The sequence below is a fragment of the Sphingobium sp. KCTC 72723 genome (assembly GCF_014280435.1).
Lineage (GTDB): Bacteria > Pseudomonadota > Alphaproteobacteria > Sphingomonadales > Sphingomonadaceae > Sphingobium.
The window spans coordinates 249,109-264,675 of sequence record NZ_CP060388.1; the positions used below are offsets into that span (position 1 = coordinate 249,109).

At 61.8% G+C, this 15,567-nt stretch carries 15 protein-coding genes; 12 read left to right on the forward strand and 3 right to left on the reverse strand.

The window, feature by feature from the left end; translation table 11 throughout:
• Window positions 1–20: 20 nt before the first annotated feature.
• Window positions 21–1,634 (reverse strand): bifunctional GNAT family N-acetyltransferase/carbon-nitrogen hydrolase family protein, encoded by a 1,614-nt coding sequence (locus SPBM01_RS01335; RefSeq protein WP_188063662.1) that lies wholly within the window; start codon window positions 1,632–1,634, stop codon window positions 21–23.
• A 96-nt stretch (window positions 1,635–1,730) separates the two neighbouring features.
• Complete coding sequence (locus SPBM01_RS01340; protein ID WP_188063663.1) at window positions 1,731–2,951, reverse strand: NADP-dependent isocitrate dehydrogenase; 1,221 nt, start codon at window positions 2,949–2,951, stop codon at window positions 1,731–1,733.
• 159 nt (window positions 2,952–3,110) lie between these two features.
• Between SPBM01_RS01340 and SPBM01_RS01345 the strand changes: the two genes are divergently transcribed.
• Both SPBM01_RS01345 and SPBM01_RS01350 read left to right on the forward strand, forming a co-directional pair.
• A complete protein-coding gene (locus SPBM01_RS01345) occupies window positions 3,111–3,845 on the forward strand; it encodes a phosphatidylserine decarboxylase (protein ID WP_188063664.1) in 735 nt (244 codons plus the stop codon).
• Between the two features lie 91 nt (window positions 3,846–3,936).
• A complete protein-coding gene (locus tag SPBM01_RS01350; RefSeq protein ID WP_188065501.1) occupies window positions 3,937–4,668 on the forward strand; it encodes a CDP-alcohol phosphatidyltransferase family protein in 732 nt (243 codons plus the stop codon).
• Here the strand turns inward: SPBM01_RS01350 and SPBM01_RS01355 are convergent, their stop codons facing one another.
• Window positions 4,669–4,896, reverse strand: coding sequence for a hypothetical protein (locus tag SPBM01_RS01355; protein ID WP_188063665.1), 228 nt, complete (start codon window positions 4,894–4,896; stop codon window positions 4,669–4,671).
• Window positions 4,897–5,153: 257 nt separating this feature from the next.
• On the opposite strand from SPBM01_RS01355, the gene rpsB reads away from it, so the two are divergent.
• The 10 genes from rpsB (at window position 5,154) to SPBM01_RS01405 (ending at window position 15,562) form a co-directional block, all read left to right on the forward strand.
• Window positions 5,154–5,912, forward strand: a complete 759-nt coding sequence (gene rpsB / locus SPBM01_RS01360) for a 30S ribosomal protein S2 (protein ID WP_188063666.1) — start codon at window positions 5,154–5,156, stop codon at window positions 5,910–5,912.
• 98 nt (window positions 5,913–6,010) lie between these two features.
• Complete coding sequence (gene tsf, locus SPBM01_RS01365) at window positions 6,011–6,937, forward strand: translation elongation factor Ts (RefSeq protein ID WP_188063667.1); 927 nt, start codon at window positions 6,011–6,013, stop codon at window positions 6,935–6,937.
• 109 nt (window positions 6,938–7,046) lie between these two features.
• On the forward strand, window positions 7,047–7,772 hold the full coding sequence (pyrH, locus tag SPBM01_RS01370; protein WP_188063668.1) for a UMP kinase: 726 nt from the start codon (window positions 7,047–7,049) through the stop codon (window positions 7,770–7,772).
• A gap of 5 nt (window positions 7,773–7,777) precedes the next feature.
• On the forward strand, window positions 7,778–8,335 hold the full coding sequence (frr, locus tag SPBM01_RS01375; RefSeq protein ID WP_188063669.1) for a ribosome recycling factor: 558 nt from the start codon (window positions 7,778–7,780) through the stop codon (window positions 8,333–8,335).
• Window positions 8,336–8,377: 42 nt separating this feature from the next.
• Window positions 8,378–9,118 carry an isoprenyl transferase gene (locus tag SPBM01_RS01380; RefSeq protein WP_188063670.1) on the forward strand — a complete coding sequence of 247 codons (741 nt, stop codon included), beginning with the start codon at window positions 8,378–8,380 and terminating at the stop codon, window positions 9,116–9,118.
• A 5-nt stretch (window positions 9,119–9,123) separates the two neighbouring features.
• The gene (locus SPBM01_RS01385) at window positions 9,124–9,900 is read left to right on the forward strand and encodes a phosphatidate cytidylyltransferase (protein WP_188063671.1); all 777 of its coding nucleotides are present in this window, start codon (window positions 9,124–9,126) and stop codon (window positions 9,898–9,900) included.
• Complete coding sequence (locus SPBM01_RS01390; protein ID WP_188063672.1) at window positions 9,900–11,057, forward strand: 1-deoxy-D-xylulose-5-phosphate reductoisomerase; 1,158 nt, start codon at window positions 9,900–9,902, stop codon at window positions 11,055–11,057. The genes SPBM01_RS01385 and SPBM01_RS01390 overlap by 1 nt, the downstream gene beginning before the upstream one ends.
• Window positions 11,054–12,187 (forward strand): RIP metalloprotease RseP, encoded by a 1,134-nt coding sequence (gene rseP, locus SPBM01_RS01395; RefSeq protein WP_188063673.1) that lies wholly within the window; start codon window positions 11,054–11,056, stop codon window positions 12,185–12,187. The genes SPBM01_RS01390 and rseP overlap by 4 nt, the downstream gene beginning before the upstream one ends.
• Before the next feature lie 94 nt (window positions 12,188–12,281).
• Window positions 12,282–14,921: an outer membrane protein assembly factor BamA gene (bamA, locus tag SPBM01_RS01400; RefSeq protein WP_188063674.1), complete on the forward strand. Its 2,640-nt coding sequence runs from the start codon at window positions 12,282–12,284 to the stop codon at window positions 14,919–14,921.
• Window positions 14,921–15,562, forward strand: a complete 642-nt coding sequence (locus tag SPBM01_RS01405; protein WP_188063675.1) for an OmpH family outer membrane protein — start codon at window positions 14,921–14,923, stop codon at window positions 15,560–15,562. Before bamA ends, SPBM01_RS01405 begins: the two co-directional genes overlap by 1 nt.
• Window positions 15,563–15,567: the final 5 nt, after the last annotated feature.

The window sequence follows — 15,567 nt, forward strand, 5'->3', positions numbered from 1 at the left end:
CCGCCTAGCCCGATGTCGCTTTAGCCGCCACCGGGCGAATTATGCCCGCCCGCAGGGACCGGCCCGCCGCTCGGCGCATGACTATGGTCGGGATTGCTGTCCCATTCGATATGATAAAGGTCGAACCGCCGGTCGCGCAGGTTGCGCACCGTGCCTTCGGCTCGCGCCCAGCTCAGGTCCGCCAGATTGACGTCCGCCATCGTCAGCGTTTCGACATTTTCGGTCGATTCCGCCGCAATGCCATCCCGCGCGAAGGGCAGGTCGCACGGCGTCAGGATCGCACTCTGCGCATATTGAATGTCCATGTTGTCGACGTTCGGCAGATTGCCGACATTGCCCGACATCACGACATAGCATTGATTTTCGATCGCCCGCGCCTGCGCGCAATAGCGCACCCGCATGTAACCAAGGCGCGAATCGGTGCAGAAGGGGACGAAGATGATCCGCGCGCCCTGGTCCACCAGCCGTCGCGCCAGTTCGGGAAACTCGCTGTCATAGCAGATCAGCACGCCGATCGGCCCGCAGTCGGTCTGGATCACGTCCAGCGAATCGCCGCCCTTGATGTTCCACCAGAAGGATTCGTTGGGCGTCGGGTGGATCTTCTCCTGCGTATGGACCGATCCATCGCGCAGCGCGACATAGGCGATATTCTGGATATCGCCATCGTCGGCGCGGGTCGGGTGCGATCCGCCGATGATGTTGATATTATATTCCAGCGCCATCCGCGTCAGTTCCTTGGTCAGGCGCGGCGTATAGTTGGTCAGCTTGTCGATCGCTTCCATCGGCGACAGCTTCTTCGCCTCGAACGACAGCAGCGGAAGCGTGAACAATTCGGGGAAGACGATGAAGTCGGAGCGGTAATCTGCCGCGACATCGACGAAATATTCGATGTTGCGAATAAACTCGTCAAAATCCTGCACGGCGCGCGCCTGCAACTGACAGGTGGCGAGGCGGACGCTCTCGACCCCGCGCGGCACCCGCATTTCGGGCGCTTCATCGGGGTCGACATAAGGATTGCGCCAGACCAGGTGCGCGGCATGGCCATCCGACTGCTTGTCTTCGGGCAGGTAGTTTTCGAGGACGCCGAGCGGCTCGAACTGGTTCTTGAGCTGGAAACTGACCACCTGATCGCGGATTTTGCCCGCAACGATCTTGTCGAGATAATCCTTTGGTCCCTCGACCTTGCGCTTGGATCGCAAATAGCCCGGCATCCGCCCGGCAATCACGATACCATGCAGGTCAAGCTGCTCGGCAAGCTCCTTGCGCTCATCATAGAGCCGCTGGCCGATGCGCAGGCCGCGCAGCTTGGGATCGACCGCCATTTCATAGCCATATAGCCATTCGCCCGCCGCGCTGTGGCGCGTGCCAAAGCCGTTCGCGGTAATTTCTTCCCAGTCATGATGGGCAAAGGCCATGCCCTTGCTGACCCGCATCGTCGCGCAATAGCCCACGACCTTGTTGTCGTAGAGCGCAACGAAGCAGCCGTCGGGGAAATTGTTGATCTGGCCGCGCACCGTGGCGGGCGAATAATTGGGCAGGCCGGGATAGACGCGGGCGATAAGCCGCAGGATCGCGCGCACATCCGCCGGGATGGCCGCGCGCACCTCAAGGCGTTTCCGGGTTGCCGTCGTCATCGCTTCATTCCCTTGCCGTCATGCCCATGAAAAAGGCGGCACCGATATACGGCGCCGCCTCGTTCCGTTTCCGTACTGAAAGCCTTCAGAAGCCTATCAGTTCCATGTGGCCATTTCGGCTTCCAGATTGGCGCGGATCGTTTCGAAGAACTGCTCCGTCGTCATCCATGCCTGTTCCGGGCCGATCAGCAGCGCCAGATCCTTGGTCATCGCGCCGTCCTCGACCGTTTTGATGCAGACGCGCTCCAGCGTTTCGGCAAATTTGGTGACGTCTGGCGTGTCGTCGAACTTGCCACGGAAGGCCAACCCTTGCGTCCAGGCAAAGATCGACGCGATCGGGTTGGTCGACGTTGCCTTGCCCTGCTGATGCTGGCGATAATGGCGAGTGACGGTGCCGTGTGCGGCTTCGGCTTCCACCGTCTTGCCGTCGGGCGAGAGGAGGACGGAGGTCATGAGGCCCAGTGAACCAAAGCCCTGCGCGACCGTGTCCGACTGAACATCGCCGTCATAATTTTTGCACGCCCACACGAACTTGCCGCTCCACTTGAGCGCGGAAGCGACCATGTCGTCGATCAGGCGATGTTCGTAGACGATGCCCGCTGCCTTGAACTTGTCGGCGAACTCTTCGTCGAACACTTGCTGGAACAGATCCTTGAACCGGCCGTCATAGGCCTTGAGGATCGTGTTCTTGGTCGACAAATAGAGCGGCCATTTGCGGTCGAGCGCATAGTTCATGCTCGCCTTGGCGAAGTCGATGATCGACTGGTCGAGGTTGTACATGCCCATGGCGACGCCGGCGGCCGGGAAGTCGAACACTTCCTTTTCGATCTTTTCGCCATTTTCGCCGTCCCAGATCATGCGCAGCTTGCCCGCGCTGGGGACCAGGAAGTCGGTCGCCTTATACTGGTCGCCAAATGCGTGGCGGCCGATGACGATCGGGTCGGTCCAGCCGGGGACCAGGCGGGGGACGTTCTTGATGACGATGGGTTCGCGGAACACGACGCCGCCCAGGATGTTGCGGATGGTGCCGTTGGGCGACTTCCACATCGACTTGAGGTTGAATTCCTCGACTCGCTGTTCGTCCGGGGTGATGGTCGCGCACTTCACGCCGACGCCATATTGCTTGATCGCATTGGCGGAATCGATGGTGATCTGGTCGTTCGTCTCGTCGCGCTTTTCGACGCTCAGATCATAATATTTCAGGTCGATGTCGAGATAGGGGAGGATCAGGCGCTCGCGAATCCATTCCCAGATGATCCGGGTCATTTCGTCGCCGTCAATCTCCACGACGGGGTTCTTCACCTTGATCTTCGCCATAGCGCCTGTTCGCCTTCTTCTTTCGGGTGGAATTATCGGCCCGCCCTAGGCAAAGCGCGGCCAATGTTCAACCATTGAGGCATGGCAATGTCATGCGGGCGGAGCCTTCGCCGGATCGGTCGTTGTCAGGGGGCATGTCTCTGCCTAAAGACGGTAACTATGGAAAATGACGAGATCACGATCGCCGCTGGCGGCAATGTCAAATGGCGCTTCCCTTCGGTTCATCCCGAAGGGGTGAAATTCGGCCTGATTGCTGCGGCGATCACGGGCGTCCTGTTTCTGGTCGGGTGGGACATTGTCGGCTGGCTGATGCTGATGGTCACCATCTGGGTGCTGGCCTTCTTCCGCGATCCCGTGCGCGCCGTGCCGCAGGATGAAGGCGCGATCATCGCCCCTGCCGACGGTCTGGTCACGCTGATCCAGCGGGTGCCGCCGCCGCGCGAAATGGCTGGGACCAATGGCCTGGGCGACCAGCCGTTGATCCGCGTGTCCATTTTCATGAGCGTGTTCGATGTCCATATCAATCGCACGCCGATTGGCGGGACGATCAAGTCGGTCGTCTATATTTCGGGCAAGTTCCTCAACGCTGATCTCGACAAGGCCAGCGAAGATAATGAGCGGCAGCATATATTGGTCGAGCGCCATGATGGCCTGCGCGTCGGTTTCACCCAGATCGCAGGACTGGTGGCGCGCCGTATCGTACCCTTCGTCAAGCCGGGCGATATGGTCGCCGCCGGTCAGCGCATCGGCCTGATCCGCTTTGGCAGCCGGGTCGACGTCTATCTGCCCGCAGGCACTGCGCCGCGCGTCATATTGGGCCAGCGCACCGTTGCGGGTGAAACGATCCTGGGTCAGATCGGCGATCGTCGCGTCGTGGCGGGTATTCAACAATGATGCCTGTTGTGCCGACATCATCGGGCCATGGCGCATGAGTCGGCAGCGTCGCGCCGTGCCGCGCGGGTTGCGCCGGGGTATTACGCTTCGGATGCTGGCCCCCAATGCCGTGACGGCGATGGCGCTCTGCTTTGGCCTGACCGGGGTGCGTTATGGCATATCGGGCGAGTGGGAACGGGCGGTCCTGTCGATCCTGTTCGCAGGCGTGCTGGACGGGCTGGATGGCCGCATTGCTCGCCTGCTGCGCGGCGAAAGCCGCTTCGGCGCGGAACTGGATTCGCTGTCCGATTCGATTGCGTTCGGCGTTGCGCCTGCGCTGATCCTCTATCTGTGGTCTTTGCACGCCATGCCGAAATTCGGCTGGATCTTCGCTCTGGCCCATGCGCTGTCCTGTGCGCTCCGGCTGGCACGCTTCAACGCCAATATCGATGCGGATGAACAGCCGCACAAGTCGGCAGGTTTCCTGACCGGCGTGCCTGCGCCCGCGGGGGCAGGGCTGGCCTTCGTTCCACTTTATCTCTGGCTGGTCACGGGGCAGGATATTTTCCGCGCCTGGTATGTCGTTGCGCCATGGGCCGCGTTCGTGGCGTTCCTGATGATTTCCAGCATCGCCACCTACACATGGTCGGCGCTGCGGCTGCGCAAGCGCATAAGGCTGGAAGTGATTGCCTGCGCAGGACTGTTGGCCGCGCTGCTATTTACCGATCCATGGCTGACCCTGCTGCTGATCTGCGCAATCTACGTCGCACTGATCCCGTTCGGCATCCTGTCTTATGCCAAGGTTCGCCGTCAGAAGGAAGCGGTGGCGAACCCCGGCCTGTAATCAGGCTGCAAGAACGGCCGCAGGCTGGGGCAGGGCGGTGCGCGCCGCTGGCCTTGCCACGCGCGGACGCCTGATCCGTACATGATAGACCGGCGCTTCTTGCGGGATCGGTTCGAACAACAGGGCAGCCACTATCTTGTCGCGGTAAAGCGCGAACATCCAGACGATGGTGCCTGCCGCCAACAGGAAGGCGGCGGAAAACAGGGTCGCTGCAACGAATGTGAACATGGCGATCACTTTCTATCTTGCCATTTACACGGCTTGTCCCACTATGACGATGCAAACGACGGGAAACCGTGTTTGTTCCGCTTGTTCACTTTATGTTCCTATTCGAACATGAAGTCAACCCTTGCGCATCATTTTAAGGGTCGTTAAAGGCCCGCCCTATTCCACATGGGAATCGACATATCCGGTGCTGGCAAAAGTCTTTCAGGCTTTTAACGGTTCCTGATTCCCAGAGGCATTAACCGGAAGGAGACTATCTTATGGCGGCCCCTGTCGTCACCATGCACCAATTGATCGACGCTGGCGCGCATTTTGGCCACCAGACCCATCGCTGGAACCCGCGCATGAAGCCGTATATCTTCGGCGAGCGCAACGGCATCCACATCCTTGACCTGTCGCAGACCGTTCCGCTGTTCGGCCGTGCGCTCGACTTCGTGTCGGCGACCGTCGCTGCCGGTGGCAAGGTGCTGTTCGTCGGCACCAAGCGCCAGGCGCAGGATCCGATCGCCGACGCAGCGCGTCAGTCGGGCCAGCATTTCGTCAACCATCGCTGGCTGGGCGGTATGCTCACCAACTGGAAGACGATTTCCGGTTCGATCAAGCGTCTCAAGACCCTTGAGGAAAAGCTGTCGGGCGACACCCACGGCTTCACCAAGAAGGAAGTCCTCCAGATGACTCGCGAGCGCGAGAAGCTGGAAATGTCGCTGGGCGGCATTCGCGACATGAACGGCATCCCCGATGTCATGTTCGTGATCGACGCCAACAAGGAAGAATTGGCGATCAAGGAAGCCAACACGCTGGGTATCCCGGTCGTTGCGATCCTCGATTCCAACGTTTCGCCTGACGGCATTGCGTTCCCCGTTCCCGCGAACGACGACGCCAGCCGCGCCATCCGCCTTTATTGCGACGCCATTGCGGCCGCCGCGACCAAGGGCAACCGTGGTGCGCAGCAGGCTTCGGGCGTCGACCTGGGCGCGATGGACGAGCCGATGGCTGAAGAAGTCGTCGCGCAAGCCTAAAGCCGTCGCACGACTGCAAGAATGACAGGGTAGGGCGCGCTCTTTATGGAGACGCGCCCTCCCGCATATTTGAAACATCGAACTTTAGGAGCCGAAATATGGCCGATATTACCGCTGCCGCCGTCAAGGAACTGCGCGACCGTTCGGGTGCGGGCATGATGGATTGCAAGAAAGCGCTGACCGAAGCCAATGGCGACATCGAAGCGGCAACCGACTGGTTGCGCGCCAAGGGTCTGGCCGCTGCGCAGAAGAAGTCGAGCCGCACTGCCGCTGAAGGTCTGGTCGGCGTTGCCGTTTCTGGCACCAAGGGCGTTGCCGTCGAAGTGAACAGCGAAACCGATTTCGTTGCCAAGAACGAACAGTTTCAGGATTTCGTCCGCACCGTGTCCGCGATCGCGCTGGAAACCGGCGCGGCTGATGCCGAAGCGCTGTCGGCTGCTGCCTATCCGTCGGGCGGCACCGTGTCTGAAAAGCTGGTCGCCAACATCGCCACCATCGGCGAGAACCAGAATGTCCGCCGCGTCGGTCATGTCGAAGTGAGCCAGGGCGTTGTCGTTCCTTATGTTCACAATGCCGCCGCTCCGGGCTTGGGCAAGATCGGCGTGCTGGTCGCGCTGGAAGGCGATGCGCCGGTTGCCGTGATGGAACCGCTGGGCAAGCAGATCGCGATGCACATCGCCGCTGCCTTCCCGCTGGCGCTGTCGGCTGCCGACATCGACCCCGCTTTGCTGGAGCGCGAGCGCGCGATCGCGGCTGAAAAGGCTGCCGATTCGGGCAAGCCTGCCGAAATCGTCGCCAAGATGCTCGACGGCGCGGTCGCCAAGTTCGCCAAGGAACAGGCACTGCTCAGCCAGCTGTTCGTGATGGACAACAAGACCCCGGTCGCCGACGTCGTGGCGAAGGCTGCAAAGGAAGCTGGCGCGTCGATCACGCTCAAATCCTATGTCCGCTTCCAGCTGGGCGAAGGCATTGAGAAGGAAGTCAGCGACTTCGCTGCCGAAGTCGCGGCCGCCGCAGGCGTCTGATCCGTCTTTCTCCCCTTGCCGGGGAGGAAAAGCTGCTTCACAGAATGGCGCGCGCTGCCTAAGGTGCGCGCCATTTCCTTGCCCGCCTGTATATGGATACCACCACCGCATGACCCGGCCTGCCTTCAAGCGCATATTGCTGAAACTGTCTGGTGAGGTGCTGATGGGGCAGGGCCAGTTCGGTATCGAACCCGAAACCGTCAATCGCGTCGCCGGTGAAATCGCAGCGGCCAAGGATGCCGGGTTCGAACTGTGCGTCGTCGTGGGCGGCGGCAATATCTTCCGTGGCCTGGCTGGCGCGGCCAAGGGTTTCGACCGCACCAGTGCCGACTATATGGGCATGTTGGCGACGGTCATGAACGCGCTTGCCGTGCAGAATGCACTGGAAAAGCTGGGCTATGATACCCGCGTTCAGTCCGCCATCCCGATGGCGTCGGTGTGCGAACCCTATATCCGGCGCAAGGCGGTGCGGCACATGGAAAAGGGCCGGATCGTCATTTTCGCGGCTGGCACTGGCAATCCCTTCTTCACCACAGATACGACCGCAGCGTTGCGCGCGGCCGAAATGAATTGCGACGCGATCTTCAAGGGGACCAGCGTCGATGGCGTTTATAATGCCGATCCCAAGCAGGTGGCCGATGCCACCCGTTATGACGCAATCAGTTTCGACCGGGTGCTGAACGATCATCTCAAGGTGATGGACGCCAGCGCCATCGCGCTGTGCCGCGAAAATAATATTCCCATCGTCGTCTTCAACATCCGCGAAACCGGCAACCTGGCACAGGTTCTGGCCGGGCAGGGCGTAGCGACGATCGTCCAGAATCAGGAGAGCTGAACATCATGGCCCAATATGACAAGTCCGATCTGGAACGCCGCATGGCCGGCGCCGTCGAATCGCTGAAAGGCGACCTGTCCGGCCTGCGCACCGGACGCGCCAATGTGATGCTGCTCGATCCGGTGAACGTGACCGTTTACGGTGCCTTGATGCCACTCAATCAGGTCGCGACCGTGTCTGCGCCCGAACCGCGCATGTTGTCGGTGCAGGTGTGGGACAAGGTCAATGTCGGCCCGGTCGACAAGGCGATCCGTTCGGCGGGCCTTGGCCTCAACCCCATCGTCGACGGGCAGACGCTGCGTCTGCCCATTCCCGACCTGACCGAGGATCGCCGCAAGGAACTGGCCAAGCTGGCGAGCAAATATGCCGAAGCCGCACGCATCGCCGTGCGCAACGTGCGTCGCGACGGCATGGACAGCCTGAAGGCGGACGAGAAGAAGGGTGAAATCAGCGAGGATGAGCGCAAGCGCAAGGAAACCGAGGTCCAGAAGCTGACCGACGGCGTCATTGCCGATCTGGATGCGCTGGCCGTGGCGAAGGAAAAGGAAATTCTCGGCCAGTAAGCCGGGATTTCCCTTCATGATCAGCGCGCGCATCCTTCCCTGATGGCAAGCCAGGCCAAGCCCGATCTGTCGAGTGCCGGTACGGTGGTCGGCGCGCGTCATGTCGCCATAATCATGGACGGCAATGGTCGTTGGGCCAAAAAGCGCCTGTTGCCGCGCATAGCGGGGCATCGCGCGGGGGTGGAGGCTGTGCGCCGGGTGTCGCGTGCGGCCCGCGACATGGGCCTGGATTGCCTGACGCTCTATGCCTTTTCGTCCGAAAACTGGAAGCGTCCGGCCGCCGAAGTCGCTGATCTGATGGGCCTGTTGCGCCACTTCATTCAATCGGATCTTGATGAATTCCATGCCAATGGCGTGCGCTTGCGCATCATCGGCAATTATCGCGCGCTCGACCCGTCGCTGGTCGACATGATCGAAGGCGCGATGGCGCGCACGGCGGGCAATACAGGGCCGGTCATTGCGATTGCGCTCAACTATGGCGCGCAGGACGAGATGGTCCGCGCGACCCAGCATCTGGCCCGGCGGGTCGCGGCAGGGGAAATCGCGGTCGAGGATATCGGCGTGGAGGCGATCAGCGCGGCGCTCGATACCGCCGATCTGCCGCCACTCGACTTATTGATCCGCACGTCGGGCGAACAGCGGCTCAGCAATTTCATGCTGTGGCAGGCGGCCTATGCCGAACTCTATTTCACCGACATGCTGTGGCCGGATTTCGACGCGGACGCGCTGGCCAGGGCGCTGGACGCTTTTCGCTTGAGGGACCGCCGTTTCGGCGGATTGTGACTGGCATGGCCAGCGAATTGCGGATTCGGACCATCGTTGGCGTCGCCCTGATCGCGGTGGCGCTGGGCGCATTATTGTCGGGCGGCCTGCTGTTCTGGGTGCTGTTGTCGGTGGCGGGCGTGCTGATGCAGGGCGAATGGGCCGACCTGAACCGGGTTTCGGCCGCGCAAAAGAAATTGTCGATGTATGCGGTGTCCGTGCCGCTGGCGATCCTGTGTCCATGGGCGGCGGGTGTATCCTGGTTTGCGCTGGGGCTGCTGGCGGGGGCTTTTGCGTTCGTACTGGTGGCGACCCGCGCCTGGAAGCTGGCATTGGGTCTGCCCTATGTGGTGGTGCCGGTGATGGCGTTGCTGCTGCTGCGTGGGCAGGCGCCCAACAGCTATGGCCTGCTGCTTGCCTTCTGGGCATTGGGGCTGGTGTGGTCGACGGACATTGGTGCCTATTTTGCGGGGCGCTCCATCGGCGGGCCTAAACTCGCGCCGCGCGTCAGCCCGTCCAAGACATGGTCGGGGCTGGGCGGGGGCGTGCTGGCCGCGTTGATATTGGGCTTCCTGCTCCACAGGTTCGCAGGCCTGCCGATCCAGTTGGCAGCAGCAAGCGGGCTGCTGGCCGTGGCGGCACAATTGGGCGACCTGTTCGAAAGCGCGATGAAGCGGCGCGCGGGCGTCAAGGATAGCGGCACGCTGCTCCCCGGCCATGGCGGGGTGATGGACCGGCTGGACGGTGTGGTCGCTGCCGCGCCGCTGGCGGCCTTGCTCTATCTGTTGCTTGGCCAGGGTTGATGCGCAGCATTTCGATATTCGGCGCGACCGGATCGGTCGGCACATCGACGCTGGACCTGATCCGGCGCAATCCCGACGATTATCAAGTCGTTGCGCTGACTGCGAACAGCGACGTGGACACATTGGCGAAGGTGGCGCGGGAGATGCGCGCGCGCGTCGCCGTGATCGGCGATCCCACACGCTATGCCGCTCTAAAGGCTGCACTGGCCGGGTCCGGGGTCGAAGCGGCGGCGGGCGAACAGGCGCTGGTCGACGCGGCGCAGACTGGCGCGGACTGGACCATGGCGGCGATCGTGGGCTGCGCCGGGTTGCGCCCGACGATGGCGGCGCTCAAGGCTGGCGGCACTGTGGCGCTGGCGAACAAGGAATCGCTGGTGTCGGCGGGCGCGCTGATGATGGACATGGCGCGCCAGTCGAACGCCACGCTACTGCCAGTCGACAGCGAACATAACGCGATTTTTCAATGTCTTGCGGGCGGTAGTTTGGAGGATATCGCAAGGATCATCCTGACTGCCAGCGGCGGCCCGTTCCGCACGCGCAGCCATGCGGACATGGCCAATATCACCCCGGCCCAGGCCGTCGCCCATCCCAACTGGTCGATGGGGGCAAAGATCAGCGTCGATAGTGCGACGATGATGAACAAGGGGCTGGAGCTGATAGAGGCGGCGCATCTTTTCCCGGTCGGCCTCGACCGGATAGAGATACTCGTCCACCCGCAATCGGTGATCCATTCGATGGTCGAATATCGCGACCGATCGACACTGGCGCAACTGGGGTCGCCCGACATGCGCATCCCCATCGCTCATGCCTTGGCCTGGCCACAGCGGATCGCTACGCCATGTCAGCCACTCGACCTTGCACGGATCGGCAGGCTCGATTTCGAAGCCCCTGATCCGACACGCTTTCCTGCACTGCGCCTTGCCCGCGCGGCGGCGGCGGCGGGCGGGGTGACGCCCGCCATATTGAACGCCGCCAATGAAGTCGCGGTCGCCGCTTTCCTGGGTGGTCAGATCGGCTTCCTTGATATCGCCATGATTGTGGAGGAAGTGTTGAATCGCTATAGCGCACCCGCGCCCGCCACCATCGACGATGTGCTGGCGGCCGATGCGCAGGCCCGCACATATGCGGGCGACGTAATGGAAAGATTGACGGTTTGATCCAGAATCCCGGCTTCCTGTTGACCGTTCTTGCCTTTGTCGCGGTCATCGGGCCGCTCGTCTTTGTGCATGAGCTTGGCCATTATCTCGTGGGCCGCTGGTGCGGGGTAAAGGCGGAGGCGTTTTCGATCGGCTTCGGGCCGGAGCTGTTCGCCTGGGTGGACAAGCGCGGCACGCGCTGGCGCATCGCCGCGCTGCCGCTGGGCGGCTATGTGAAGTTCAAGGGCGACATGAACGCCGCCAGCATGACTGACCCGGCTTGGCTGCAATTGCCCGCTGCCGAGCGCGCGCAAAGTTTTCCGGCCAAGCCGCTGTGGCAACGCGCGGCGATCGTCGCGGCTGGTCCGGCGATCAATTTCCTGTTCGCAATCCTGATTCTGGCAACCTTCGCCTTCGTCCATGGCGAAAGCCGCACGCCTGCGGTCGCGGGCATGGTCCAGCCGGGCAGCGCAGCGGCGCAGGCGGGCATACAGGCGGGCGACCGCATCGTGTCGCTGGGTGGGCGCGAGATGGCGACGTTCGACGACATCCGCCTCTACGCCCAGATTCGCCCCGGCGAGCCGGTCGCGATCGTGATCGAGCGCGATGGCCAGATGTTCGAGCGGCAGGGCAAGGTCGGCAGCGTTACCGAGGATGACGGCTTTGGTAACACATTTCAGATCGGCCGCCTGGGGCTTGCCCCTGGCGATCCCGTCATAGAACCCGTCAGCCTGTTGCGTGCGCCTGTCGTCGCGGTCGAGCGCACCGGGCAAATCGTGCGCACCATGGTCGAAACGATGGGCCAGATCGTCAGCGGCGGCCGTTCCGTCAAGGAACTGGGCGGGCCGCTCAAGATCGCGCAGGTTTCGGGTCAGGCCGCGACGATGGGGCTGGAAAGCTTCATCTTCTTCGCCGCGCTCATCTCAATTAACTTGGGGTTCATCAACTTGTTGCCAATCCCCATGCTGGATGGCGGGCATCTGCTCTTTTACGGGATCGAAGCGATTCAGCGTCGTCCGGTCAGCGAAAAGGTGCAGGAATGGGCTTATAAGTCGGGCCTCGCCGTGCTGCTGACCATGATGGTGCTGGTGACATTCAACGATTTGTCGTCTTTCGGGCTATGGAAAAGCCTGTCCGGCTTGATCGGCTGAGCCGCTTGGGGCAGGGATGCGCGGTTTGGCGGCGTCTGTTGCGGCGGAAACATTTTTATCCGGGTATTTTTGAGGTGAAGCGGTGACAGCGAAGATGAGCAGCAAGAGGCGGCACCCGGTCGTCGCGGCCCTGTTGGCGACAACGGTGATTGCGGGCCTGCCCGTGATGGCGCAGGCGCAGCAGGCTTCCGCCCCGGCGCCCGCTATTGCCACGACCATCGCCCCGATGGGGACCGTGCGCTCCATCACCGTGTCGGGCCAGCAGCGGCTGGAGCCGGACACGGTCCTGTCCTACACCAAGCTGCGCATTGGCCAGGCCTTCACGCAGGAAAGCCTCGATCAGGCGCTGCGCGACCTGTATGAAACCGAACTGTTCGCCGACGTGCAGATCCGCAACGACAATGGCGCGCTGACGGTCGAGATCAAGGAAAGCCCGGTCATCAACCGCATCGTTCTGGAAGGCAATAAGCGCCTGAAGGAAGACAAGATCCGCCCCGAAATCAAGCTGGCCCCGCGCCAGATCTATACCCGCTCCAAAGTCCGCGCCGACGTTGCCCGCATCATCGAACTCTATCGCCGCCAGGGCCGCTTTGCCGCCAGCGTCGAACCCAAGATGGTGCAGCTCGATCAGAACCGCGTCGATATCGTGTTCGAAATCAGCGAAGGGCCAAAGTCCAAGGTCCGCCAGATCAACATCATCGGCAATGAAAAATTCAAGGACGGCGACCTGCGCAGCCAGATGGTGACCAAGCAGTCGCGCTGGTTCCGCCTGTTTTCGTCCGGCACCAGCTATGATCCCGATCGCCTGGCCTATGACCAACAGAAGCTGCGCCAATATTATCTGACCGAAGGCTATGCCGATTTCCGCGTGATTTCCGCCGTCGCGGAACTGACGCCCGACAAGCAGGACTTCATCATCACCTATGTGGTGGAAGAAGGCGACCGCTACAAATTCGGCGACGTGAAGGTCGAATCGGACATTCGCGACCTGTCGGGCGATGGCCTGACCAAGCTGCTGCCGATGAAGAAGGGCCAGTGGTATAATGCCAAGCAGGTCGAGGACACGGTCGACACGCTGAGCGAGACGGCTGGCCTGTTCGGCTATGCCTTTGCCGACGTGTCGCCCGACTTCAACCGGGACAAGGATACGCTGACGATGGGGATCAATTTCCGCATCGCCAACGCGCCGCGCGTCTATGTCGAGCGGGTGGACATCAACGGCAACACGCTGACGCAGGACAAGGTCGTGCGCCGCGAATTTCGTCTGGCCGAAGGCGACGCCTTCAACAGCTTCCTGGTCAAGCGGTCCAAGGACCGCATCAACTCGCTGGGCTTCTTCCAGGAAAAGCTGGACATCGAGCAGAAGCCCGGTTCCGCGCCCGACCGCATCGTGCTGGAAACCAATGTGCAGGAAAAATCGACTGGCGAATTGTCGCTGTCGGCCGGTTTCTCCTCGCTCGAACGCTTCATCGTGTCGGCGTCGATCACGCAGCGCAACTTCCGGGGCAAGGGCCAGGAACTGCGCACATCGGTCAACTATTCGGCCTATAGCAAGTCGGTCGAAGTCGGGTTCACCGAACCCTATTTCCTCGACAAGAACATCGCACTGGGCGGCGACATCTATCGCCGCGACATGAACAGCTTCCGCTATCTGACCAATAATGATCGCGACACGACCTACGAACAGACGACCACGGGGTTCCAGATTCGTGCGGGCGTGCCGATCACCGAATTCATGTCGCTGGCGCTGCGCTACAGCCTCAATCTGGACGATGTGACACTCGATCAGGACACTTATTATTCGGACACCAACGGCGATGGCACAACGGAGTGCGATCCCTTGCTGGCAGGCCGTTATCTGTGCGACGCGATCGGCAAGCGGACGACATCGTCGCTTGGCTATTCGTTGATCTACGATACGCGCGACAACCGCATTCGTCCGACGCGCGGGCATAATGTCGTCCTGAGTCAGGATTTCGCGGGTCTTGGCGGCGACGTCAAATATGTGCGCACCCGCCTGAACGCGGCCAAATATTTCCCGCTGGGCAGCGGCTTCATCTTCTCGCTGACGGGTGAAGGCGGCTATATCCACAGCCTGGAAGGCGAACGGCGCGATGCGTCGGGCAATCTGGTGGACAAGATCCGCCTGACCGACCGCTTCTTCCTGGGCGAACCGCAATTTCGTGGCTTCGACATTCGCGGGGTCGGCCCGCGCGTGAAGCGTTTCTACCTGACTGCGCAGACCGATGCCAATGGCAACACCACCGGCTATGCCAAGGATACCAGCAACAATAATGTTTCGGACGACGCGCTGGGCGGCAAGATCTACTATCTCGCCCGTGCCGAAATCGAAATTCCGCTGGGTTCGGGTGCGCGCGAAATGGGTCTGCGCCCTTCGATCTTCCTTGACGCCGGCGCTGTCGCGGGCCTGAAGAATCCCGGCACGATCGACTTTGCAGGCTATTGCACGCCCGGCACGGGCGCTGCTGGCACCACGACGCTCAAGGCGACGGGAACCGCATATAATCCGGTCTGCCCCGCCAATTACAGCCTTTCGGGTAACTTCGTGGAAGAATATCTCGGCGACACGCTCAAGCCCCGCCTGTCGGTCGGCTTTGGCGTCAACTGGAACTCGCCCTTCGGCCCGTTCCGCATCGACATTGCCAAGGCTCTGCTCAAGGAGCCGGGCGACGACAACAAGCTCATCACCTTCAACGTAGGGACTCAATTCTGATGAAGACCATTTTCAAGGCTGCGGCGCTCGTTCTTGCGCCCATGACTGCCATTGCCCTGACTGCCGTTCCTGCCGCTGCACAATCGAAGGCGGGCATCGCCGTCGCCGACCTGCAACGCGCCGTTGGCACCAGCGCGGCTTATACCGTCGCCCGCACCCAGATGCAGACGACCTACAAGCCGCAGATCGACGCCTTCAATGCGCGCAAGACTGCAATCGACGGTGAACTCAAGGTCAAGAGCGACGCCATTCAGGCTGCGCTGACGGCGGCAGGCAACAAGCCCACCCCCGCGATCGAAACCCAGTATCAGGCGTTCCAGCAGTCGCAGCAGACCGCGCAGGCCGAATTGCAGCGCATGGGCCAGCCGATCGCGCTCGCCAACGCCTATGTCGAGGAACAGATTTCGGCCAAGCTGGCCGATGCGCTGAAAGCCGCGATGACCAAGGCGAAGGTCGATCTGGTGCTGGCCCCCGACGCCACCGTCTCCTACCAGCCGACCGTCGACATCACCGCTGCGGTCGTGACCGAAATCAACACGCTGGTCCCCAGCGTCAGCATCACCCCGCCTGCTGGCTGGCAGCCCGGTCGCCAGGGTCAGGCCGCTCCGGCCAACCCGGCGCAGGCACCCAAGTCGCGCTGATCCGC

Excerpts from the sequence above, each read along its gene's own strand:
- SPBM01_RS01355 (WP_188063665.1), bottom strand. The coding sequence starts at position 4,896 with ATGTTCACATTCGTTGCAGCGACCCTGTTTTCCGCCGCCTTCCTGTTG.
- frr (WP_188063669.1), top strand. The coding sequence starts at position 7,778 with ATGGCCCAATATGACAAGTCCGATCTGGAACGCCGCATGGCCGGCGCC.
- SPBM01_RS01385 (WP_188063671.1), top strand. The coding sequence starts at position 9,124 with ATGGCCAGCGAATTGCGGATTCGGACCATCGTTGGCGTCGCCCTGATC.
- rpsB (WP_188063666.1), top strand. The coding sequence starts at position 5,154 with ATGGCGGCCCCTGTCGTCACCATGCACCAATTGATCGACGCTGGCGCG.
- bamA (WP_188063674.1), top strand. The coding sequence starts at position 12,282 with ATGAGCAGCAAGAGGCGGCACCCGGTCGTCGCGGCCCTGTTGGCGACA.
- SPBM01_RS01405 (WP_188063675.1), top strand. The coding sequence starts at position 14,921 with ATGAAGACCATTTTCAAGGCTGCGGCGCTCGTTCTTGCGCCCATGACT.
- SPBM01_RS01335 (WP_188063662.1), bottom strand. The coding sequence starts at position 1,634 with ATGACGACGGCAACCCGGAAACGCCTTGAGGTGCGCGCGGCCATCCCG.
- tsf (WP_188063667.1), top strand. The coding sequence starts at position 6,011 with ATGGCCGATATTACCGCTGCCGCCGTCAAGGAACTGCGCGACCGTTCG.
- SPBM01_RS01350 (WP_188065501.1), top strand. The coding sequence starts at position 3,937 with ATGCTGGCCCCCAATGCCGTGACGGCGATGGCGCTCTGCTTTGGCCTG.
- SPBM01_RS01390 (WP_188063672.1), top strand. The coding sequence starts at position 9,900 with ATGCGCAGCATTTCGATATTCGGCGCGACCGGATCGGTCGGCACATCG.
- pyrH (WP_188063668.1), top strand. The coding sequence starts at position 7,047 with ATGACCCGGCCTGCCTTCAAGCGCATATTGCTGAAACTGTCTGGTGAG.
- SPBM01_RS01340 (WP_188063663.1), bottom strand. The coding sequence starts at position 2,951 with ATGGCGAAGATCAAGGTGAAGAACCCCGTCGTGGAGATTGACGGCGAC.
- SPBM01_RS01345 (WP_188063664.1), top strand. The coding sequence starts at position 3,111 with ATGGAAAATGACGAGATCACGATCGCCGCTGGCGGCAATGTCAAATGG.
- SPBM01_RS01380 (WP_188063670.1), top strand. The coding sequence starts at position 8,378 with ATGGCAAGCCAGGCCAAGCCCGATCTGTCGAGTGCCGGTACGGTGGTC.